General features: G+C 55.5%; 21 protein-coding genes. 5 read left to right on the top strand and 16 right to left on the bottom strand.

All coding sequences use genetic code 11. The annotated features are described in order from the left end of the window. Positions 1–41: 41 nt before the first annotated feature. From argD to pilM, 15 genes are all read right to left on the bottom strand, one after another. Positions 42–1274 (bottom strand): bifunctional acetylornithine/succinyldiaminopimelate transaminase, encoded by a 1233-nt coding sequence (gene argD, locus BLU64_RS14895; protein WP_074729251.1) that lies wholly within the window; start codon positions 1272–1274, stop codon positions 42–44. Between the two features lie 115 nt (positions 1275–1389). After that, a complete protein-coding gene (locus tag BLU64_RS14890) occupies positions 1390–1971 on the bottom strand; it encodes an aminodeoxychorismate synthase component II (RefSeq protein WP_026744224.1) in 582 nt (193 codons plus the stop codon). A 167-nt stretch (positions 1972–2138) separates the two neighbouring features. After that, a complete protein-coding gene (gene ppiA / locus BLU64_RS14885) occupies positions 2139–2708 on the bottom strand; it encodes a peptidylprolyl isomerase A (RefSeq protein WP_026744225.1) in 570 nt (189 codons plus the stop codon). A 241-nt stretch (positions 2709–2949) separates the two neighbouring features. After that, on the bottom strand, positions 2950–3954 hold the full coding sequence (gene trpS / locus BLU64_RS14880) for a tryptophan--tRNA ligase (protein WP_026744226.1): 1005 nt from the start codon (positions 3952–3954) through the stop codon (positions 2950–2952). Then, positions 3951–4655 (bottom strand): phosphoglycolate phosphatase, encoded by a 705-nt coding sequence (locus BLU64_RS14875; RefSeq protein ID WP_074729249.1) that lies wholly within the window; start codon positions 4653–4655, stop codon positions 3951–3953. Before BLU64_RS14875 ends, trpS begins: the two co-directional genes overlap by 4 nt. Then, complete coding sequence (gene rpe, locus BLU64_RS14870; RefSeq protein ID WP_074729247.1) at positions 4648–5325, bottom strand: ribulose-phosphate 3-epimerase; 678 nt, start codon at positions 5323–5325, stop codon at positions 4648–4650. The genes BLU64_RS14875 and rpe overlap by 8 nt, the downstream gene beginning before the upstream one ends. A 120-nt stretch (positions 5326–5445) precedes the next feature. After that, entirely contained in the window at positions 5446–6276 is an 831-nt protein-coding gene (gene dam, locus BLU64_RS14865; protein WP_026741307.1) for an adenine-specific DNA-methyltransferase, read from the bottom strand. Between the two features lie 77 nt (positions 6277–6353). Continuing rightward, positions 6354–7373, bottom strand: coding sequence for an SPOR domain-containing protein (locus BLU64_RS14860; protein WP_026744230.1), 1020 nt, complete (start codon positions 7371–7373; stop codon positions 6354–6356). Positions 7374–7500: 127 nt separating this feature from the next. Further along, a complete protein-coding gene (aroB, locus tag BLU64_RS14855; protein ID WP_026744231.1) occupies positions 7501–8586 on the bottom strand; it encodes a 3-dehydroquinate synthase in 1086 nt (361 codons plus the stop codon). A 52-nt stretch (positions 8587–8638) separates the two neighbouring features. Continuing rightward, on the bottom strand, positions 8639–9160 hold the full coding sequence (aroK, locus tag BLU64_RS14850) for a shikimate kinase AroK (RefSeq protein ID WP_026741304.1): 522 nt from the start codon (positions 9158–9160) through the stop codon (positions 8639–8641). A gap of 316 nt (positions 9161–9476) precedes the next feature. Then, entirely contained in the window at positions 9477–10763 is a 1287-nt protein-coding gene (gene hofQ, locus BLU64_RS14845) for a DNA uptake porin HofQ (RefSeq protein ID WP_074729270.1), read from the bottom strand. After that, positions 10763–11128 carry a HofP DNA utilization family protein gene (locus BLU64_RS14840; protein ID WP_051625602.1) on the bottom strand — a complete coding sequence of 122 codons (366 nt, stop codon included), beginning with the start codon at positions 11126–11128 and terminating at the stop codon, positions 10763–10765. The genes hofQ and BLU64_RS14840 overlap by 1 nt, the downstream gene beginning before the upstream one ends. A 35-nt stretch (positions 11129–11163) precedes the next feature. After that, the gene (locus BLU64_RS14835; protein ID WP_139171518.1) at positions 11164–11712 is read right to left on the bottom strand and encodes a hypothetical protein; all 549 of its coding nucleotides are present in this window, start codon (positions 11710–11712) and stop codon (positions 11164–11166) included. Then, on the bottom strand, positions 11709–12284 hold the full coding sequence (locus BLU64_RS14830) for a PilN domain-containing protein (RefSeq protein ID WP_074729243.1): 576 nt from the start codon (positions 12282–12284) through the stop codon (positions 11709–11711). The genes BLU64_RS14835 and BLU64_RS14830 overlap by 4 nt, the downstream gene beginning before the upstream one ends. Continuing rightward, on the bottom strand, positions 12284–13144 hold the full coding sequence (gene pilM / locus BLU64_RS14825) for a type IV pilus biogenesis protein PilM (protein WP_074729242.1): 861 nt from the start codon (positions 13142–13144) through the stop codon (positions 12284–12286). Before pilM ends, BLU64_RS14830 begins: the two co-directional genes overlap by 1 nt. A gap of 114 nt (positions 13145–13258) precedes the next feature. Between pilM and mrcA the strand changes: the two genes are divergently transcribed. Continuing rightward, a complete protein-coding gene (gene mrcA / locus BLU64_RS14820; protein WP_074729240.1) occupies positions 13259–15817 on the top strand; it encodes a peptidoglycan glycosyltransferase/peptidoglycan DD-transpeptidase MrcA in 2559 nt (852 codons plus the stop codon). Positions 15818–15872: 55 nt separating this feature from the next. Here the strand turns inward: mrcA and nudE are convergent, their stop codons facing one another. Beyond that, positions 15873–16436, bottom strand: a complete 564-nt coding sequence (gene nudE, locus BLU64_RS14815) for an ADP compounds hydrolase NudE (protein WP_026744236.1) — start codon at positions 16434–16436, stop codon at positions 15873–15875. A gap of 388 nt (positions 16437–16824) precedes the next feature. Between nudE and BLU64_RS14810 the strand changes: the two genes are divergently transcribed. The 4 genes from BLU64_RS14810 (at position 16825) to hslO (ending at position 21068) form a co-directional block, all read left to right on the top strand. After that, positions 16825–18969 carry an intracellular growth attenuator family protein gene (locus BLU64_RS14810; protein ID WP_026744237.1) on the top strand — a complete coding sequence of 715 codons (2145 nt, stop codon included), beginning with the start codon at positions 16825–16827 and terminating at the stop codon, positions 18967–18969. Between the two features lie 91 nt (positions 18970–19060). Continuing rightward, a complete protein-coding gene (gene yrfG / locus BLU64_RS14805; RefSeq protein ID WP_026744238.1) occupies positions 19061–19747 on the top strand; it encodes a GMP/IMP nucleotidase in 687 nt (228 codons plus the stop codon). A 9-nt stretch (positions 19748–19756) separates the two neighbouring features. Further along, complete coding sequence (hslR, locus tag BLU64_RS14800; protein WP_026744239.1) at positions 19757–20170, top strand: ribosome-associated heat shock protein Hsp15; 414 nt, start codon at positions 19757–19759, stop codon at positions 20168–20170. A gap of 25 nt (positions 20171–20195) precedes the next feature. After that, the gene (gene hslO / locus BLU64_RS14795; protein ID WP_026744240.1) at positions 20196–21068 is read left to right on the top strand and encodes an Hsp33 family molecular chaperone HslO; all 873 of its coding nucleotides are present in this window, start codon (positions 20196–20198) and stop codon (positions 21066–21068) included. Positions 21069–21133: the final 65 nt, after the last annotated feature.

Below are 21133 nucleotides of genomic sequence, written 5' to 3'. Positions count from 1 at the left end.
TAGACTTATGAACAGCGCGCAACGCGCTGTTCACGCTCCGCTTAGAGATTCGATTCGCCCTTAACCACCCGAGCGACCGCTCTCGCAAACAGCGCCATACCCTCATCAATATCGTCCAGTTCAATCACCAGCGACGGCACAAAGCGGATAACGTCAGGACCCGCGACCAGAATCATCACACCCAACTCGGCGGCAGCCGTCAGAAAATCGCGCGCCCGGCCATGCCATTGAGGTTTCAGCTGTGCGCCAAGTAACAGGCCCATGCCGCGCACACCGTCGAATATATCGAATTGTTGATTGATGGCGTCCAGCGCGGAAATAAAGCGATCGTGTCTGGCGGAAACGCCCGATAGCACTATTGGTGTATTAATGACGTCCAATGCCGCTTCCGCCACCGCACAGGCCAGGGGATTGCCGCCATAGGTGGTGCCATGAGTGCCGACCTTCATGACAGAGGCGACGTCCTCGGTGGTCAGCATCGCGCTGATGGGGAATCCGCCGCCCAACGCCTTGGCGGTCGTCAGAATATCAGGCGTCACGCCATAGTGCATATAGGTAAACAGCTCGCCGGTACGCCCCATGCCGCACTGCACCTCATCAAACACCAGCAGCGCCTGATGTTGATCACATAGTTTTCGCACGCCTTCCATAAATGCCTGCGTGGCCGGCAGCACGCCGCCTTCGCCCTGCACCGGCTCCAGTACCACGGCGCACGTATGATCGTCGATCACCGCCTTCACCGCATCCAGATCGTTAAACGGCACATGAATGATATCGGCGGGCTTCGGCCCGAATCCGTCTGCGTACTTCGGCTGCCCGCCGACCGAGACGGTAAAGAGCGTGCGGCCATGAAATGCCTGATGGAAAGCGATAATCTTGGTTTTATACGGACTGAATCGTTCGATGGCGTAGTGACGCGCCAGTTTGAAGGCCGCCTCGTTGGCTTCCGCGCCCGAATTGGCGAAAAACACGCGTTCAGCGAACGTCGCTGCAATCAGCTTGCTCGCCAGTCGCAGCGCGGGTTCGTTGGTGAAAACGTTGCTGGTGTGCCACAGCGTTTCGCCCTGGGTCTTGAGGGCATTCACCAGCGCAGGATGGCAATGCCCCAACGCCGTAACGGCGATACCGCCGGAAAAATCGATGTATTCCTTACCCTGCTGATCCCATACCCGGCTGCCTTTCCCCCTCACCGGTACGAACTGAGCCGGTGCATAAACAGGAAGAATGACCTTATCGTAGGTATCACGCGTTACTGCGGTTTTATCTGTTGCCATCTGCTGCCCCGCTTTAAGATTTCATGTTTAATTTGAAATTATAGTCATCAAATATGCATAAAAAATCAAAGACAGGCAATTATTAATCCGCATGGATAGCCAATAAGCGGCGGACTCATTCTCCGTGCAGAAAATTACGCAACAGCTTATGCCCCTGCTGACTCAAAATGCTTTCCGGGTGAAACTGCACGCCCTCCAGCGGCAGACTCCGATGACGGATCCCCATGATTTCATCCAGGGTTCCTGCGCTATTTTCCGTCCAGGCGGTGATTTCGAAGCAGTCCGGCAGCGAGGCGCCGTCGACGATCAAAGAGTGATAGCGCGTCACCGTCAGCGGCTGCGCCAACCCGGTGAAAACGCCGATGTCACGATGGCGGATTAGAGAGGTCTTACCGTGCATGACTTCGCGTGCGCGCACAACCTGAGCGCCAAAAGCCTGACCCAGCGCCTGATGCCCCAGACAAACCCCTAAAATCGGCAACTGCCCGGCAAAATGACGAATGGCTTGCAGCGAGATGCCCGCTTCGTTCGGCGTACAGGGACCCGGCGATATCACCAGATGCTGCGGCGATAGGCATTCAATCGCCTCAAGACTCAGCTCATCATTACGCTTGACCACTACCTCCTCGCCCAGCTCGCAGAAGTATTGGTACAGGTTGTAGGTAAAGGAGTCGTAGTTATCTATGATCAGTAACATTCATCACTCTGAAACAAGCTGGCGATAGCAGGAAGAGCGCCCTGTTATCGCGCAGAAAGAGGATTCAAGACGGGATAGGGCAACCAAACATGCTCCCGATGAAAACAAACGCCGGGAGCATGCTATAAAAGCCTCGGCGAACAACGCCAGAGCCTTAATGGCCGTAATTATTTGATGATCTTGGCGGACTGGATGACGATCGGCTTGATGGGCACGTTTTGGTAAGGCCCAACGTTCTCCGTCTGCACCTGGGAAATCTTATCCGCCACATCCATCCCCTTCACTACTTTGCCGAAGACGGCATAGCCGAAGTCGCGCTGGCCATGATCCAGAAATGCGTTATCCGCCACATTGAGGAAGAACTGGCTGGTGGCGCTGTCTTTCTCACTGGTACGCGCCATCGATATCGTGCCGCGCAGATTACGCAATCCGTTGTCAGCTTCGTTTTTGATCGGCGGATTGGTCGCCTTCTGTTTAAGATCGCTGGTGAATCCCCCTCCCTGAACCATAAATCCTGGGATAACGCGGTGGAAAACGGTGCCGTTATAGAAACCGCTATCGACATAACTCACAAAATTTTTCACTGACTCGGGCGCTTTTTGATCGTCCAGCGCCAGTTCGATATTGCCGGCCGAAGTGGTAAGCAACACGTGCGTTGATGCGGTTGCAGCAAAGGCTGGCGAGAACGCTGACAAACTAAATACGGTCGCTATCGTTGCCAATATACGTTTTGACATGAAGAATTCCTTTTAGGGGCCAACTACAGAAAGCGTATCGATTGTAAATAGCCGCCTGTCCGCGCGCTACCGATTTACCTTTTTTTACGCAGGACTGAAAATCGGGCTGACAGCCGCAATCCGGCTGATGTGGCGCTTTTCACGGTGGTGACGTCGATATCGCTGACCTGAAACGAAAAAGACGAGCCGCCTGGCTCGTCTTCGGATCTTGTGGATATCCGCGCAACGGGCGTTCTATGGCTTATGGACGAGCGACGAACCCAATGGCGTCATAGACCTTGTTCAGCGTCTGACTGGCGCGCTCACGGGCCTTCTCGGCGCCGTCGCGCATTACCTGCTGCAAATAGGCTTCGTCGTTGCGGAAGCGATGATAACGCTCCTGCAGTTCGCCCAACATGCCGGACACCGCTTCCGCCACGGCGCCTTTCAGGTGACCATACATCTGGCCTTCAAACTCCTGCTCCAACTGCGGGATAGATTTCCCCGTGACGCCAGAGAGGATATCAAGCAGGTTCGACACGCCCGGTTTATTGGCGATGTCATAGCGCACTACCGGTGGCTCATCCGAATCGGTCACCGCGCGTTTAATTTTTTTGGTCACCGCTTTCGGATCTTCCAGCAGGCCAATGACGTTGTTGCGGTTATCGTCCGATTTGGACATCTTTCTGGTCGGTTCCAGCAGCGACATCACGCGCGCGCCGGACTTGGGAATAAACGGTTCCGGCACCTTGAAGGTGTCGCCGTACAACGTGTTGAAACGCTGAGCGATATCACGGCTCAGCTCCAGATGCTGCTTCTGGTCTTCCCCCACCGGGACCTGATTCGTCTGGTACAGCAGGATATCCGCCGCCATCAGCACCGGATAACCGAACAGCCCGGCGTTAATGTTTTCGGCGTAGCGAGCGGACTTGTCCTTGAACTGGGTCATGCGGCTCAGTTCGCCGAAGTAAGTGTAGCAGTTCAGCGCCCAGGCCAGCTGTGTATGCTCAGGTACGTGCGACTGTACGAAGATGGTGCTCTTCTGCGGGTCGATCCCGCAGGCCAGATAGAGGGCCAGCGTATCCAGCGTCGCTTTCCTCAGCTGTTCCGCATCCTGACGAACCGTAATGGCATGCAGATCCACGATGCAATAAATGCAATCATAATCATCCTGCATATGAACCCACTGACGTAACGCACCCATGTAGTTACCAATGGTCAACTCGCCAGACGGCTGCGCGCCGCTAAATACAATGGGCTTACTCATGCTAATACTTCCTGATTATCTGAAATAGACGGTCCGACAAGGGACAAGAGATCCGCAAAGCGATCTAACACCACATTCGGGTGGCTTAGGGCTATCGCTTCGCCATAGTTATAGCCGTAGGTCATACCGACGCTCGGGCAACCGGCCGCCTGAGCGGCTTGTATATCATTACGAGAATCGCCGACGAACAACAATTCGTTCGCTCGCAATCCCAGCTTTCCCAACACCAGATAAAGCGGCGCGGGATGAGGCTTCTTACTCGGGACATCATCGCCGCCAAGCACTAACGTAAAGTAGGCGTCGATCCCGAGCGAACGCAACAACGGCGCCACGAAAGGCGTCGGCTTATTCGTCACCAGCGCCATAGGGACATTGCGAGCAGCCAGCGCGTGCAGCGTATCTTTGACCTCGGGATAAAGCTGGCTGCCAGCATCGACCGTTTGCGCGTAGGCGATATCAAACTGCTTGCGCACGGACTGCATGCGCTCAGGAGAAGGCTCGATGTCGGCCCAGCGCAGCGCTCGCTCGACCACTTTATCGGCGCCGTTGCCGATCCAGGTTGCCAGTAGTGCTTCACCCGGCTCGGGCAGGCCTTGAGACCGCATCGCTATATCCAGCGCCTGAGACAGGCCCGGCGCGCTGTTAACCAGCGTGCCGTCGAGGTCGAAAGCTAGCCCGCGCACAGCGATAAGTTCATCCATGGGACACCTTCGCTAATTCCTGACGCATGTTATCGATTACCGCCTGATAGTCAGGCTGATTGAAAATCGCCGACCCCGCCACAAACATATCCGCTCCGGCGGCGGCAATTTCACCGATATTGTCCACTTTGACACCGCCGTCGACTTCCAGGCGGATGTCATACCCGCTGTCGTCGATCAGTTTGCGCACCTGGCGCAGTTTGGTAAGCGTGGAGGGAATGAACGATTGTCCGCCAAAGCCCGGGTTGACTGACATCAGCAGAATGATGTCCAGCTTATCCATGACGTAATCCAGGCAACTCAATGGCGTCGCCGGGTTGAGCACCAATCCCGCGCGGCAGCCGTGATCTTTAATCAGTTGCAGCGATCGGTCGACATGCTCTGAGGCTTCGGGATGAAAAGTAATGTAACTGGCGCCGGCCTCGGCAAAGTCCGGGATGAGGCGATCCACCGGCTTGACCATCAGGTGTACGTCAATCGGGGCGGTAATGCCGTAATCTCGCAGCGCCTTAAGCACCATCGGTCCCATGGTCAGATTGGGCACGTAATGATTATCCATGACGTCGAAGTGGACGACATCGGCTCCCGCCGCCAGCGCTTTGGCGGTGTCTTCTCCCAGCCGGGCAAAGTCAGCCGACAATATAGACGGGGCGATTAAAAACGGTTTCATTCGCTTCTCCAAACCATCAAGTCTGCATATTGCTGCCGAAGCCACTTCGGGTTCAAAAGGACTCGTACAGCCTCTGTGTTGGCGACAACGCGGGGCTTCACTCAGCCCAGCCTAATGTTTTTACCCTAACTCGACGCCGCGGTACAAAGCCAGCAGTTCGTTCACCTTGCTGCGCCCGGCGATATTGCGGCTAATCGTCCGCCGGGCCTTGACCACGTAAAGGGAAGAGGCCGACTGATACCATTCACGCGTCAGCTCTGTATCGTGATTGGATATCAGAACCGGTATTTGGCTTTCCGCCGATAGCTGTTCCGCCAGCTGCGCCAAACCGCGCTGATCGTCGTGATTAAAATTATTGGTGTGGTACGCCGTAAAATTCGCGGTGGCGGACAGCGGCGCATAAGGCGGATCGCAATACACCACCGATCCCTGCTTCGCCTTCGTCAACGTGTCCCGGTAGTGCTCGCAAACGAACGTGGCATTTTGAGCCTTTTGCGCAAACCAGCGCAGTTCGTCTTCGGGAAAATAGGGTTTCTTGTAACGCCCGAACGGCACGTTGAATTCGCCGCTCATGTTATAACGGCATAACCCGTTGTAACAGTGGCGGTTCAGATAGAGGAACAGTAGCGCGCGTCGGTAGGCGTTATCACAAGCATTAAATTCACTGCGCAGCAGATAAAAAACCTCCGAGGTATTCATTTCTTGCGTGAATAACTCGCGGGCATCGCGGATGAAATGTTCCGTTTTGGTTTTAACGATATCGTAAAGATTAATGAGATCGCTGTTGATATCAGCCAGGATGTAGTTGTCGTAGTCGGTATTGAGAAACACCGAGCCGGCACCCACAAAGGGTTCGATTAAGCAATCTCCCGCTGGTAGATATCGGCGAATCTCTTCTACCAGCGGATACTTACCACCAGCCCATTTTAAGAAAGCGCGGTTTTTCTTCATGCCGTCGTTAGTTACTCATACTTTTCAGAGCCGCGGATTGTACTCTGTTTCAGACAGCACATCAGGGCTAATTGGTGTTACTTACTTAAGTCCTGCTTCACCTGTCGGATCGGCTTAACCCATGGTTTTTTGGCCTGAACATCGGCAGGCAGTGATGCAACGGCGCGTTTGGCTTCATCCGAGGAAGCGTAAACACCGCTCACAAGCACATACCAGGGTTTGCCATCCCTTTGAGTCTGATAGACCCAGTAATTCGTCAGCCGCTGCGATTTAGCATAGGCCTGCAACGAACTCTCGCGGGACGCACCGCTAAGCTGAAGCGTAAAGTGGCTGGCTGACGCGTTTTGAATCGAACCATTCGCCTGGCCGCCGCCAGCCGATGCAACCGGTTTGCTTGACGGCGCTGGAGTGATAGCCGTCGTCGGTGCTTTGGATACGCTGCTGTTTTTTGCGGGAGCTTTATGCGACAGGCCATTGGCATCCGTATGGCGAGATTTCTCCGTGCCGGGACGCAACGGCGTCGTTGTCTCACGCGGAGGGCGCGCTTTGCCGCCTGGTAACACCGAAGCCGGCGACGTCGGCAAAGTCACTTCTGAGCCAGCGCTGTTCTGCGCCACCGCATTCAACTGCTGCTGTTGCTGCGGCTGAGAGAGCGTATCCATCATATTGCCCGACAGCTCAATACGTTGCTGGTTCTTGTTCTGAGCGGGTAACGGCGCCTGAGTGGGCGCTTCCGCGACAGGAGGCGCACTCAACGACTGCGGCTCGCCAGCTGGCGTCTGGCCGGGAACCTGCGTTTGAGGTGAGGCCAGCGCGGTGGAGCCGGTGGTTGAAGCCGAAGGCGATGCAAGCTCAATGCTCTTCGAACCGCCGCTAGAGGAAGCGCGCGGCGTCACATCCTGACTCGGCGACTGAAGCGCGGCACCAACGGCAACAATCAGCAGCACCAGCACGATAATGCCGACGCCAATCATGACATGCTGTTTGGATAACGCCATGCTGGGCAGAGTGAACCCCTGTTTTCTTTTTTGCTGGCGCTGTGGCCGACGATCGCTGGTATCCGGCTTCAGCTCGTCTTCCGGATTGAACTCACCCATCTATACCCCTCCCATTGAACGGCAGCTGCTCGTGGTGATGCAACCGCCGCGAATAGCTATATCATCAGGTATCATAGTACAAATAAAAACCATCGCCCCTACAGGGAGACTTCTCACTAAGTCTATGTCAGGGAAGACAATCAGCAATGGAAGCCAGAACCACATCATGGGCGACGCCGCTGCGTATTTCAGCCTGGCCGATAGCCATAGGCAATATCAGGCGCAGCTCACCACCCAATACTTTTTTATCGCGCATCATGTGCGGCAGATAAGACTCGGGAGTCATTGAAGCCGGCCCCGTGATCGGCAGTCCGGCTCGCGTCAATAACGCTTTGATACGATCAACCTCTGCCGAACCCAGCAGGCCGAGACGATATGCGGCCTGAGCGGCCATGACCGTACCGACCGCCACCGCTTCGCCATGCAGCCAGTTGCCGTAGCCCATTTCCGCTTCGATAGCATGGCCGTATGTGTGGCCTAAATTCAGCAAGGCGCGCAGGCCGTTTTCGCGTTCATCGGCCGCGACGACTTCCGCCTTGAGTTCACAGCAGCGTCGAATACAGTAGGCCACAGGGGCGTTTTCTAACGCGCGCACTGCGTCGATATGTGTTTCCAGCCAGGCGAAAAAGTCGCTGTCGAATACGATGCCGTATTTGATGACTTCGGCCAGACCGGAAGAGAGTTCGTTGGCAGGCAGCGTTTTCAGACAGTCGATATCTATCACCACGGAGGCCGGCTGATAGAAAGCGCCAATCATGTTTTTGCCTAGGGGATGATTCACCGCGGTTTTACCGCCGACGGAGGAATCCACCTGAGCCAAGAGAGAGGTCGGAACCTGAATGAAGCGAACGCCGCGCTGATAGCAGGCCGCTGCGAAGCCGGTCAAATCACCGATAACGCCGCCGCCCAGCGCCACCAACGTGGTGTCCCTGCCATGGGGTTTCTCCAATAGCGCGGAGAAGACCTGATCAAGTATCGTCAGAGATTTATACTTCTCTCCGTCGGGAAGAATCACCTGATCAACCCGCACCCCTACATTTTCCAAAACGGTCCGCACGGCGTCCAGGTAGAGCGGCGCCAATGTATCATTGGTCACCACCATAACCTGATCGCCCGCCTTTAACGGCAAAAAAGAGTCTGCGTTGCTGAATAATCCAGCGGCTATCGTAATGGGATAACTGCGTTCCCCGAGAGTGACGATAATTCTTTCCATGCGCGTTCCATGACCTGTCGGAAGCCCGTAGAGTGCAGGCGGCTATACAAAATCAGTTGTTTTCCAGCATGCTGATGATCTGGTTGGCAACTACCTTGGCGCTTTGTTCATCGGTGCGAATCGTGATGTCTGCGATTTCTTCGTACAGTGGATTACGTTCTCTCGCTAACGCTTCCAGTACTTCGCGCGGAGGGGCCTCAACCTGCAACAATGGGCGCTTTTTATCACGCTGAGTGCGGGCTAACTGCTTCTCGATGGTGGTTTCCAGATACACGACAACGCCTCGCGCAGAAAGGCGATTGCGGGTTTCGCGTGTTTTCACCGAACCGCCGCCGGTTGCCAGCACGATCCCTTGTTTCTCCGTCAATTCATTAATGACTTTCTCTTCGCGCTCGCGGAAGCCTTCTTCGCCTTCCACATCAAATACCCAGCCCACATCAGCCCCGGTACGTCGCTCAATTTCTTGATCGGAGTCGAAGAACTCCATGTTGAGTTGCTGAGCTAACTGACGGCCAATAGTGCTTTTGCCGGCACCCATAGGCCCAACCAGAAAGATATTGCGTTTCTCTGCCATTTTTTTGGTATTACTAAGAAATTCGTTAATGATAACCCGCCCCGCCATGTAACCTGCGGCGGAACCTAAACTGAAACCTCATGAGCGATAGTGCGAGAATCAGACGAAAAATTATCTCAATACTCAGGGTAGTTTGGCAACCTAATAAAATTTCACATTATCCAAACAAGGATGATGTAAGTTATCGTCATCGCCGGTGGAACGACACTTCAGTACTCAATTCGCTAATCCTTGTATGCTAAAACCGCCGCATCGTCAAACGGTGAAGGGAATTATTGATAAAATGCGCAGTTTTCCCTCATCACTATCGATAAAGCTATAACTCTGTCTGTGGCGCGTCGTGAATGAGCGTCGGCGTGATGAAGATCACCAGCTCGCGCCGGGTGTTTTGCTGACTGCGGCTTTTAAACAGCCCGCCGACGACTGGCAACTGACCCAGTCCGGGCACGCGATTTTCAGCCTGATTTTTCTGCTGCTGAAAAATACCGCCTAAAACAATTGTTTCACCATCGGTGACCGTGACCTGCGTTTGAATTTCCTGCTTATCAATCGCCAATATTTCTCCTTCGCCCTGTTTAATGGCTCTTCCCGGCATGTTTTGGCTAATAAGCAGATTCAGGCTGATGCGGTTTTGGGGCAGCACGCGCGGCGTCACCTCCATACCCAATACCGCTTCTTTGAACTCTATCGACGTCGAACCACTCGCGCCGCTCGACACCTGATAAGGGATCTCTGTCCCCTGCTTGATGCTGGCCGTCTGCCGGTGCGCTGTGAACAGCCGCGGACTGGCAATAATCTCGACCGCGTTTTCCTGTTCCAGCGCCTGTAGCTCCAGATCGAGCAGTCGGCCATCAAGTCGGGCGAGGTGGATGCCAGCCTTAATCGCGGGCGTCGTGATCGGCAAATCGATATTGAAGTTGTTCACGCTAAGGCCTTTACCCGGCCCCACGCGCTCGCCCAGACCCCAGTTCACGCCCAACGATTCCAGCTGTTCGCTGCCGATCGTTACGATGTGAGCCGTCAGTCGAACCTGAGCCAGCGGTTTATCCATTTCGCGAATCCAGGCTTTAATCTCCGCTACCGCCGCCGCTTCGTCCCTTATCAGCAACGTATTGGTACGTTTATCCGCCGTCACCCGGCCGCGTTCACTCAATAGCGTGCCGCGTTGCCCCTGTAAACCAGCGGCAACGTCGCTCGCCTCCGCGTATTGCAGCATTAGAGATGCATTTTTCAAGGGTTTCGTATGCTGCACCTCCCGCTCCGTCTGCGGCACGTCTGAGAACTTCCCGCGGGTGTACACCATCAGCACATCGCCTTCCCTCTCCAACGTCAGATCGGCCATTTTTAACGTGATGTCTAACGCCTGCTGCCAGGGAACGTTATTCAACTGCAGGCTGATGTTTCCCTCCACGCCAGGCGCGACAACAAGGTTCAATCGCTGGTGGTCCGCCAACGCCTGTAACGCGCGCGCGACCGGCACATCATCAAAAGCCAGCGAAACCGGGAGCGCCTCCTGCGCCATGACAGGTTGATGGAAGCAAAGACACACCAGCAGCACATAGCGAAACGTCGCTTTCCGCATGCATAAAACACGACAAAACATCATGGCGCGCCTCCTTGTGCCCAGTTGAAAAAAGGTAGAGACAGCGGAATTTCCGACACCGGACAATCGCCTTGCGGAGGAAAAATCCGTAGCGTTCGATGCGCACGATCCAGCCGCACCTTCAAGCCTTCAGTTGGGGTCGCCGTCTCGTCGTACCTCACCCTCAGCCATCCATTTTCCGCCTGCTTTACCCATCCCACCCAGCGCGACATATCGCCAACCAGCCCCAGCAGCCGCCATTGCTCCAGGGACGCAGGCATAGCGCAAGGCACAGTCTGCGGTTGAAACGGGTCCCTTTCCGTCGCCGGAGGAGGAGTCCGCGCAGCGCCCGAGTTCAATGCCAGCAACAGGCAAGCCATCGCCATGCATGATTTTCCGTTGAATAACACTGACGCCACTGTCATCGCGGACCTCCCGTTTTCGGCACGGCGGTACGCAGTAGGAGTTCGGTTCGAATGCCCTCACCGCCCCCCGTCATCACCAGTCGATCGATGCGGGGGACGGTAGTGGAGCCGTTCAGCCGGCTAATGAAGCGCCGTATGCCCACATAGTCTGCATTAAAGACCAGCAGCCATCCGCTTTCGTCGCTCTCATTGACGTCAGGCGACAATGGGGACCAGGAGATAAGCTGGCCGCCGGACTCACGCAGCGCCTCCGTAGGTAAAACGATACCCTGTTCCCAACGCGTCTCCGCCAACGGCCGCGACGCTGAACGCGGCGGCAAGGCGGCCGGAGCAGGTAACGCCGTCAGCCTTTTCTGCCACTGTGCTACCGCCTTCTGCTCTCTTTGCCGCTGTTCCTTCAGTAACGCCGTTTGCTGCCGCAATCCGCTGTTCACCGAGCCCCAAATCACCAGCGAAAGCGCCGCTACCAATCCACACTGCGTCGTTAACAGCGCTCGCATCGGGGTATTGAACCATCGACAAACGAATGGGGAAACCTGCCTCATTTCTCTCTTCTCCCAACAGGCGACATCCCACGGACGTTCTCCATTTCTCCCAATTGCAAGGTGAACTCCAGCAACGCCGCATTCTTCGAATGGCGGCGGGTTTGTCGAAGCTGGGGGGCTGCAGCCAGCGGGTGTCCCGCCAGACGTCTGGAGAAATCGACAACCGTCTGATAATGATGACTCACCCCCGACAGCAGCAGACCGCGCTCGCTGTCGCTGATTTCCGTCAGCCATAGCGCATCCGGCATCAGCCGGGGGAGATATTTCAAGAGTTCCTGATAGCGCCGATTATGCCGTTTCCCCTGCTCGCTTAACGTCTGTTGGGCCTGTTTGAACGCTTGTTGCTGAGTGGTCAGGAGAACGCGTTGATACTGCGTCTCATACGACTGCCTGGCTGATTGCAGTTGGGTAATGCGCTGCGTCAGCGTCGCGTGCCGTCGTTGAGAGGCCAAGTAGTCTCCCGCGATGATGAACGCCGCAATCGCAAGCTGCACGGTCAACAGGAGGCTCCAGAGGCGAATACGCCGCATGAGCCGACGGCGCCGCCACGGAAGCAAGTTGATAACCGGCATCAGTCATCCCCCGGACGCAGCGCCAACCCGGCCGCGATAGCGAATGTCGACGGTTCCATCGGCAACGGCGCTTGCTGATAGTTGAACGCCACCAGCGGCGACCACGGGATCAGCCGTTCCGTTTCGCCGACATCCCTATTCGAGACCGACGAACTCAGGTAAATCGGATAGTGTGCTGAAGCCGGGAAGCGCTCGTCTATCTCACTGATGCAGTCGAGCAATGTGGCATGTTCGCCCCGGTCTTGCGAAGTGAACGTACCAAAGTGCAGCGGCTGTCCGACCGGAGAGATCCACAGCCAGCTATCCTTAAAGCGGTGCAGCAGCGGCGCATGAGGAGAAATACCGACTTGTCTGGCTACGCAGCGAAGGGCGCAGGGACTGATATCCACCACATCGGCATACAGACCGGCTTTGGCCAGACAGGACAACCATGCCGTCAGCGCTGTTTTTCTGGCGGCCGTCACCAGCACGGTATCCGGTGTATGCGGGTCGTCGCGATAGTCGAGCGCCAGCGCTTCCACACTCACCGGAAGCGTCTTCGACGCCATCTTTTCGATATATCCGCTGCGTTCCGGCTCACGCAACCGGGGATCGGGAGCCACCATTCGGTGTTGGAATATCAGCGCTGGCGGTAGTGCGATGCGCAGAGAAATGAAGCGCGGCAACTCACGCCGCCATTGATGAAGCACCTCACAAAGTGAGTCTGGATCATGTAGACTACCTGCGCGTAACGTATCGCCCGGCAACGGTAATTGCCACCAGTGGCGCAGTTGCCAGCCATCGCGGCGACGTTGCACCGCCAGAGCGCGCACGACGCCATTTTGTATATCCAATCCAACCCGCCAGATGTGGTAAGCCATGTTCGATCTCCTTATCGTCAGCCAAAAGAACGTGTTCTCAGCGCTGGCTTACCTTTATACTTAGCGCCCGATTGCTTATAAACTATTCAACCGCTACTGAATGGAAAATCTCAGGTGAAGCTCGTAAAGTATTTATTCATCCTTGTAGTAACTTGCATTCTGCTGGGAGCCGCCTCGCTCTATGGCCTTTATCGCTATATTGAGCCCCAGTTACCCGATGTCGCGACGCTCAAAGACGTTCGTCTGCAAACCCCGATGCAGGTATACAGCGCCGACGGCGAGCTCATCGCTCAATTCGGCGAGAAACGCCGCATTCCGTTGCAGCTGTCCCAAATCCCGCCCGAGCTGGTACACGCCTTTATCGCCACTGAAGACAGCCGCTTCTATGAACACCACGGCATCGACCCCCAGGGCATCCTGCGTGCGGCATCGGTTGCGATGTTGTCAGGCCATGCGTCCCAAGGCGCGAGCACCATCACTCAGCAGCTGGCGCGTAACTTCTTCTTAAGCCCGGAGCGCACGCTGCTGCGTAAGGTCAAAGAGGTCTTTCTCGCCATTCGCATCGAGCAGATGATGACGAAGGATGAAATCCTCGAGCTGTATCTCAATAAAATCTATCTGGGGTATCGCGCATACGGCGTCGGCGCGGCAGCTCAGGTCTATTTTGGCCGCACGGTGGATCAGCTGACGTTGGGAGAAATGGCGATGATCGCCGGCCTGCCCAAAGCGCCGTCGACCTTCAACCCGCTCTACTCGTACGACCGCGCGCTCGCTCGCCGCAACGTGGTTTTGTCACGCATGCTGGATGAAAACTACATCACTCGGGGCCAGTACGATTTGGCACGAAGCGAGAAATTGGATGCCGACTACCATGCGCCCAAAATCGCCTTCTCCGCGCCATATATGGCGGAGATGGTGCGTCAGGAGATGGTGAAACGGTATGGCGACGGCGCCTATAACGATGGCTACAAGGTCTATACCACCATTACCCGGAAACTTCAGCAGGCCGCTGATGAAGCCGTGCGCAACAACGTGATCGACTACGATATGCGCCACGGTTACCGCGGCGCAGACCAGGAATTGTGGAAAGTCGGTATGCCGGCCTGGCCTGAAAAGAAAATCGTTGAAACCCTGAAAAAACTGCCGGTCTACGGGCCACTGCAACCGGCGGTAGTCACGGCCTCCGCCGCCGATCAGGCCACCGCGACCTTATCATCAGGCGAAAAAGTCGTTCTGCCGATGGAAACCGTACGCTGGGCCCGCCCATTCAAAACCGACTATTTGCAGGGAGCCGTACCGCGACGCGTGACGGATGTCCTGCAGGCAGGTCAGCAGATCTGGGTGCGTAAAGTCGACGACGTCTGGTGGCTGGCTCAGTTGCCCGACGTCAATTCAGCGATGGTGTCTTTAGACCCGAACAACGGCGCCGTGCTGGCATTGGTGGGCGGCTTCGACTTCAACCAGAGCAAGTTCAACCGCGCCACTCAGGCTTTGCGCCAGATCGGGTCGAACATTAAACCGTTCCTCTATACGGCGGCGATGGACAAAGGGCTGACGCTCGCGACCCTGCTAAACGACGCCCCGATTACCCGCTGGGATCCGGGCGCCGGTTCCGACTGGAGTCCGAAAAACTCCCCGCCGCAGTACGACGGCCCCATCCGACTTCGTCAGGGTCTCGGACAGTCGAAAAACGTCGTGATGGTACGCGCGATGCGCGCGATGGGCGTGGACTATGCGGCCAACTATCTGGAGCGCTTCGGTTTTCCACAGCAAAACATTGTGCACACCGAGTCGCTGGCGCTTGGCGCCGCTGCATTCACTCCGCTACAGATGGTTCGCGGCTATTCGGTGATGACGAACGGCGGCTATTTGGTCGACCCGTACTTCATCAGCAAGATCGTCGATGACTTTGGTAATACGCTGTTCGCCGCCGAACCTAAAATTGTCTGCAATACCTGTAATTTGCCGGTGATTTACGGTGAAACCCAACGTTCCGTCGAGCTGTCTCCAGATTCAATGGAAAATGTTGCCACGTCGCAGGAGCATCCACAGCCCAACGCCGCGCCGCAGCCCGACCCGATTACTCCGCCGGAAGCGGCACGACAGGCCAATCAGCCTTATGCGCCGCACGTCATCAGCACACCGCTGGCCTTCCTTATCAAGGATGCCATGAACAGTAATGTCTTCGGCGAACCAGGCTGGATGGGAACCGGATGGCGCGCAGGAAAAGTGCTGCAACGCCATGATATCGGTGGGAAAACGGGGACGACTAACAACTCCAAGGATGCTTGGTTCTCCGGCTATGGACCAAATATCGTGACGTCCATCTGGATTGGCTTCGACGATCATCGTCGCGATTTGGGACGTTCGACCCTCTCGGGTGCGATCCGCGATCAGATTTCCGGATACGAAGGGGGCGCCAAGAGCGCGCAACCGGCCTGGGATAGCTTCATGAAAGTCGCACTTAACGGCGTACCGGAGCAGAAAACCTCGCCGCCGCCGGGCATTACCACCGTCACTATCGATCGCATCACGGGCATGCTGTCAGACGGGGGCGGTAACAGTCGTCAGGAGTACTTTATTGATGGGACGCAGCCGACACAGCATGCGACTCATGATTCCGGCACGACGTTGTACGACGCCGGCAGCGGTCAATCCGAGGAGTTATTTTAATTCCGCTATCAGGCAGGCGCGCTGTCACCAGCGCGCCTGCCTGTAGAGTGCGACGCTATTTCAGGGGAGACGGCGAAAAGAGGTGGGCATGCGCCAGGAATAGCGCACTAACGTTGCGAGCCTCCCGAAAATCCGCCTCCTGCAATAGCGACATCATCCGCGCCTGCGGCCAACGGACAGGGATCAACGGCTCCGGCTCATCGCCTTGTAAGCGCTGAGGATAAAGCCCACGGGCAATGACGATATTCATCTGACTGGAAAAATAGGAAGGGGCCAGCGTCAAGGTCGCCAGTAGTTCGAAATGCTCCGCACCAAATCCGACTTCTTCCTTCAATTCTCGGTCAGCCGCTTCAAACACCGTTTCCCCCGCATCGATCAGCCCTTTGGGAAAGCCCAGTTCATACTGTTCGATCCCCACCGCGTATTCGCGGATCAGCAGCAGGTCATCGCCGATAACCGGCACAATCATCACCGCCTCCCGTCCGGAAGGACGCATCCGTTCATACACGCGGCGCTCGCCGTTGCTGAACTCTAGATCCACCGATTCAACATTAAACAGACGCGAGCGGGCTACGGTTTCAACCCCGAGAATTTTGGGTTTTTGCAGGTTATTTTCCATAGAAGCCCCGGTTACAGAGGAAATTGACTGACGCTGACCGCACAGTTGGAAAAATACTGGTACTCTTCACAGCAGGGGCCACATGGGCATTTTGCGGCAATCGCGTTGCTGCCTGCAACTTTACCATACCAAAACAACAATATTGCAACACCTTAAAAACATAAGCTTCACTTATGTAAACCAGATAGGCACTTGGATGAAAAAAAATAGGATTATCCTCATTTTTGTTCATGTCTGGCCTTGTTAGCATCCAAGGATCAAGACAAGAATATATAAATTCAGTTAGCAAAGGCAGCCAGCAAAGCTAGATGGGATAATTTAGCCTATGTATCTTTGTTAGTATCCAAAAAAAAACAGAGGAAACCTGACGCTATTGGATGGTAATGATATGAGTACAATACTCATCATATTGTCTGTATTGTTAGCCTGTCTGATTGCGGTAGGGGGTTTCATTGGCTATCGCATGTATCGTCGTTTTCTTTTTGCCAAACGCCTGCCCGTAGTCTCTGGACATCGCCAGCTGACCTCGACGGAACGCAAGGCTGTAGAACAATATTTGGTGTCGAGAGATGCTGGCAATACGCTGCCGCTTACCGCGTCGGCGTCTTCCCCACGTCTGACCCGTTCTCTGCTCAGCAACCGTGTATATCCCATTACGCACAGTATTACCCGCTATGGGCTTAGCACCGATGCGCCGAATAAATGGCGATACTTCATTGATACACAAGAAGTTCACCTCCCTCCCAGCTGGGAACAATACATCACACAGAATAACGAGATCGAACTGATCACCACGCGTTCGATGCCGCTGGTCATTTCGCTTAACGGACACTCGATCACGGAATATATCAACAACAGAGATTTCTCGAACAACCGTGAACTGCCGATCGGCAATGCGTCGATTCTCCCGGAGGAAAACGAGCATACCGAACTGCTTTCCGTGCGGAAGGAAACGCGGGAAGAGTACGCCACGCATCGTTCTCGCGGGATTAAAGACGCCGCCATACTTTGCTGCGCCTTTTTGCTTTTGGTCTTCAGCCTTAACAGCCCGCTGGCAGTGCTACCGTGGCTGGCTGCCACAGCCTGTATCCTGGCCGCATGGAGCTGTTGGCAGCTATTTCGAGCTCCCCGTGAAAAAGAGCTGCAGGATGTTCACTGTCTGAATGGCACGCCACATTGTCTAGGACTTTTCGGCGAATCGAACCAAAGCCGTCTTGGCAACATCTCTCTCGGGAACATTGATCTGATTTACCCGCCGCACTGGCAGCCTTATATCGGTCACGATTTGGGGAAAAAGACTGATGTGGACATTTACCAGAATCGGCAGGTCGTTCGACAGGGAAAATATCTGTCGCTTCATAATGAAGTGAAACGCTTTCCCTTGCAGAAACGCGGCAAAAATTTGGTGCTGGCCTGCGGCGCGCTGTTCAGCCTTTTGCTGCTGTTGAGCTACGTTCCGCTCGATCTACCGCTTAAGCTCAGCCTCGCTTGGATCAAAGGCGCGAATAACATCAAAGTCACACAGGTCGACGAACTGGAGAAGATGCCGCTCCATGTCGGCGATACCTTGCAGGTGCGTGGCACCGGCATGTGTTACGTTCCGCCGGTCGATCACGGCCCTACGCCTCCCAGCACGTCGGCTTTCCAGCCCTTCGACTGTTCCGCCATCTATTGGAATAAAGCTGACCCGCTACCGCTGCCTGAATCCGATATCATCGAAAAAACCATCGCCCTGCGCGCCACAGTCAACGAACAGCTGCATCCCTCAACAAATGGCGACGGGGCTAGCTCACCGTTAGCCAGCGCGATTCAGAAGTCCGGCATGATTCTGCTCAATGATTTTTCCGACATCGTACTGAAAACCGAAGACTTGTGCGAAAAAGAAGAGGACTGTACGCGTCTGAAGAACGCGCTGATCAACCTCGGCAATGTGAAAAGCTGGAACGTTTTGGTCAGGCGCGCCAGCTCTGGCGCGCTGAAAGGCACCAGCGTGATACTGCGCCCCGTGAGTGCCGAAACGCTGGATACTCTGGTCAACAACGCCACGGACTACTTTTATTTGCAAGAGCTTCGCAACGCCACCAATGCGTTGAACAGCCCACCGCCGGCCGGGTTCCTGATCCGTAGCGATGAAGGCAACCAATTCGTCACCCACCCAGAACCGATGACGCCGCTGGTCGAGTATCGGCCAGCGGAACAATGGCAGGAATTGCAGCGTTTGTCCGCGATGCTGCTGCACACTTCCTTTGAAGCCAGCGGCGTGATCACGGCGATCGCGTTGGACGCCAACGGCACTCGCCATATCTCCCTTCATAGCGAACCCGATGCGGTCACGCTGTGGCGCTACCTCGGCAGCAGCGTGCTGCTTCTGCTGTTTACGAGCGTGTTTATTATTAACGTCGTGCAGTTGGTCATGAAACACCGCCGCAGCAAACAGCGTATTGCCGATATTCAACAGTATTACGCCAGATATCTGGCGCCGGAGACCTCCGCTACACCAGCGTTACACGGCAGCGCCTCTCGCCCGTCGTGAAATCATCAGCCTTGAACCGGTATACTGGCGTACAGACAACCTCAGCCTGACGGCCGCTTCCGGCGGCAATGGCCTTTTTGCCGGAGAGATGATGATGTCCGAACTCGATTGGAAAGAGATAGATACCGTGCTGCTGGATATGGACGGCACCCTGCTTGATCTCGCTTTCGACAGCTATTTTTGGCTCCAGTTGGTGCCGCAATCGCTCAGCGAAAGGCGCGGTATTTCGCTGGAAGAAGCGAAGGAACTGATGGCGCACGAATATCAGTCCGTTCAGCACACGCTCAGTTGGTACTGCCTCGACTATTGGAGCCAGCAGTTGGATCTGGATATACGTCAGATGACGCGCGACATCGCTTCACGCGCCCGGCTGCGGGACGACACCGCGCCGTTTCTTCGTGCATTAAGGGATAGCGGTCGCCACACGGTTTTGCTGACTAACGCCCATCCGCACAGCCTATCGGTCAAAATTGAACGCACGGGACTCGATCAGCACCTTGATTTATTACTTTCCACCCATACTTATGGCTTTCCGAAAGAAGATCAGCGTTTATGGCAGGCGGTACAAACTCAAATCGGATTCGACCCGGCAAGAACCTTGTTTGTGGATGACAGCGAACCCATTTTGGATGCGGCCAAGACGTTCGGGATCGGCTATTGTCTGGGCGTCAGCAACCCAGACTCCAGCCTGCCCGAGGGCAAAATGTTTCATCGTCATCCCGCCACCAACGATTATCGGGCGCTGATCCCCGCTTTGACAGGCGAAACCGGTTTTTGAGGAGCATATATGAGCAAAGCCAGCCAGCATGAAGACAACGCCGCGGTCCGGCTGGACAAGTGGCTATGGGCGGCCCGAATTTACAAAACCCGCGCCATCGCCCGCGATATGGTTGAAGGCGGCAAGGTTCACTATAACGGTCAACGCAGCAAGCCCAGCAAACTGGTCGAGCTGAATGCCGAGCTAAAATTACGTCAGGGCAACGACGAACGCACCATTGTGATCCTGGAAATCTGCGCGCAGCGCCGTTCCGCGCCTCAGGCGCAGGCGATGTACCAGGAAACCGAGGTCAGTATCGAAAAACGGGAAAAAATGGCGCAGGCAAGAAAAATGAACGCGCTGTCCATGCCCCACCCCGACCGTCGCCCAGATAAAAAAGAGCGCCGGGATTTGATTAAATTTAAATACAGCGACGCGGACTAACCCGCCGTCGCCGCGAGAAAATATTATGTCCACACACGATCAATTGCACCGTTACCTGTTTGAAAGCCACGCCGTTCGCGGTGAACTGGTCACGGTCGGCGACACGCTCCAGCAGGTGCTGAAGAATCATGATTACCCGGCCCCCGTGCAAACCCTGCTCGGCGAACTGCTGGTGGCTACCAGCTTGTTGACCGCTACGCTGAAATTCAGCGGTGACATCACGGTTCAGCTACAGGGCGATGGCCCGCTCAAACTGGCCGTCATCAACGGCAACAACGCTCAGCAGATGCGCGGCGTGGCTCGCCTGCAGGGAGACATCGCCCCTGAAAGCTCGCTGCACGACATGATCGGCAATGGCTATCTGGTGATCACCATCACGCCCACCGAAGGCGAGCGCTACCAGGGTGTCGTCGGCCTCGAAGGCAACACCCTGTCCGCCTGCCTGGAAAACTACTTCCAGCAGTCAGAACAGCTGCCGACGCGCCTGTTTATCCGTACCGGCGAGCACGACGGCAAACCTTGCGCCGCCGGTATGCTGCTGCAGGTGCTGCCAGCCCAGGAAGGTCACCGAGACGACTTCGATCATCTCTCTCAGCTGACGACCACCGTGAAAGGCGAGGAACTGTTCTCTCTGCCCGCCAACGAAGTGTTATATCGCCTGTATCATCAGGAAGAGGTGACGGTGTATGAGCCTCAGTCGGTCAGTTTCCACTGCCACTGCTCGCGCGAACGCTGTGAGAACGCCCTGCTAACACTGTCGGAAAGCGAAGTGGACGATATTCTGGCACAGGACGGCAACATCGACATGCATTGCGATTATTGCGGTAGCCATTACGTCTTCAACGCGGCCGACATTGACGATATTCGTCAGTCCGCCTCACGCACCCACCTGCACTAATCCCACCGCTGAAGAGGGCGCCGTCAGACGCCCTTTCTTTCTCATTCTGTGCTCTCTATCACATT

Source organism: Lonsdalea quercina (assembly GCF_900107885.1).
Taxonomy (GTDB): domain Bacteria; phylum Pseudomonadota; class Gammaproteobacteria; order Enterobacterales; family Enterobacteriaceae; genus Lonsdalea; species Lonsdalea quercina.
Note: the sequence above shows the minus strand (reverse complement) of the source record. Positions and strands in the feature narration are given on the sequence as shown.

Bases quoted from the DNA above. Each gene is read 5' to 3' on its own strand.
- argD (WP_074729251.1), bottom strand. From the start codon at position 1,274: ATGGCAACAGATAAAACCGCAGTAACGCGTGATACCTACGATAAGGTC.
- BLU64_RS14890 (WP_026744224.1), bottom strand. From the start codon at position 1,971: ATGTTACTGATCATAGATAACTACGACTCCTTTACCTACAACCTGTAC.
- ppiA (WP_026744225.1), bottom strand. From the start codon at position 2,708: ATGTCAAAACGTATATTGGCAACGATAGCGACCGTATTTAGTTTGTCA.
- trpS (WP_026744226.1), bottom strand. From the start codon at position 3,954: ATGAGTAAGCCCATTGTATTTAGCGGCGCGCAGCCGTCTGGCGAGTTG.
- BLU64_RS14875 (WP_074729249.1), bottom strand. From the start codon at position 4,655: ATGGATGAACTTATCGCTGTGCGCGGGCTAGCTTTCGACCTCGACGGC.
- rpe (WP_074729247.1), bottom strand. From the start codon at position 5,325: ATGAAACCGTTTTTAATCGCCCCGTCTATATTGTCGGCTGACTTTGCC.
- dam (WP_026741307.1), bottom strand. From the start codon at position 6,276: ATGAAGAAAAACCGCGCTTTCTTAAAATGGGCTGGTGGTAAGTATCCG.
- BLU64_RS14860 (WP_026744230.1), bottom strand. From the start codon at position 7,373: ATGGGTGAGTTCAATCCGGAAGACGAGCTGAAGCCGGATACCAGCGAT.
- aroB (WP_026744231.1), bottom strand. From the start codon at position 8,586: ATGGAAAGAATTATCGTCACTCTCGGGGAACGCAGTTATCCCATTACG.
- aroK (WP_026741304.1), bottom strand. From the start codon at position 9,160: ATGGCAGAGAAACGCAATATCTTTCTGGTTGGGCCTATGGGTGCCGGC.
- hofQ (WP_074729270.1), bottom strand. From the start codon at position 10,763: ATGTTTTGTCGTGTTTTATGCATGCGGAAAGCGACGTTTCGCTATGTG.
- BLU64_RS14840 (WP_051625602.1), bottom strand. From the start codon at position 11,128: ATGGCGATGGCTTGCCTGTTGCTGGCATTGAACTCGGGCGCTGCGCGG.
- BLU64_RS14835 (WP_139171518.1), bottom strand. From the start codon at position 11,712: ATGAGGCAGGTTTCCCCATTCGTTTGTCGATGGTTCAATACCCCGATG.
- BLU64_RS14830 (WP_074729243.1), bottom strand. From the start codon at position 12,284: ATGCCGGTTATCAACTTGCTTCCGTGGCGGCGCCGTCGGCTCATGCGG.
- pilM (WP_074729242.1), bottom strand. From the start codon at position 13,144: ATGGCTTACCACATCTGGCGGGTTGGATTGGATATACAAAATGGCGTC.
- nudE (WP_026744236.1), bottom strand. From the start codon at position 16,436: ATGGAAAATAACCTGCAAAAACCCAAAATTCTCGGGGTTGAAACCGTA.
- BLU64_RS14810 (WP_026744237.1), top strand. From the start codon at position 16,825: ATGAGTACAATACTCATCATATTGTCTGTATTGTTAGCCTGTCTGATT.
- yrfG (WP_026744238.1), top strand. From the start codon at position 19,061: ATGATGTCCGAACTCGATTGGAAAGAGATAGATACCGTGCTGCTGGAT.
- hslR (WP_026744239.1), top strand. From the start codon at position 19,757: ATGAGCAAAGCCAGCCAGCATGAAGACAACGCCGCGGTCCGGCTGGAC.
- hslO (WP_026744240.1), top strand. From the start codon at position 20,196: ATGTCCACACACGATCAATTGCACCGTTACCTGTTTGAAAGCCACGCC.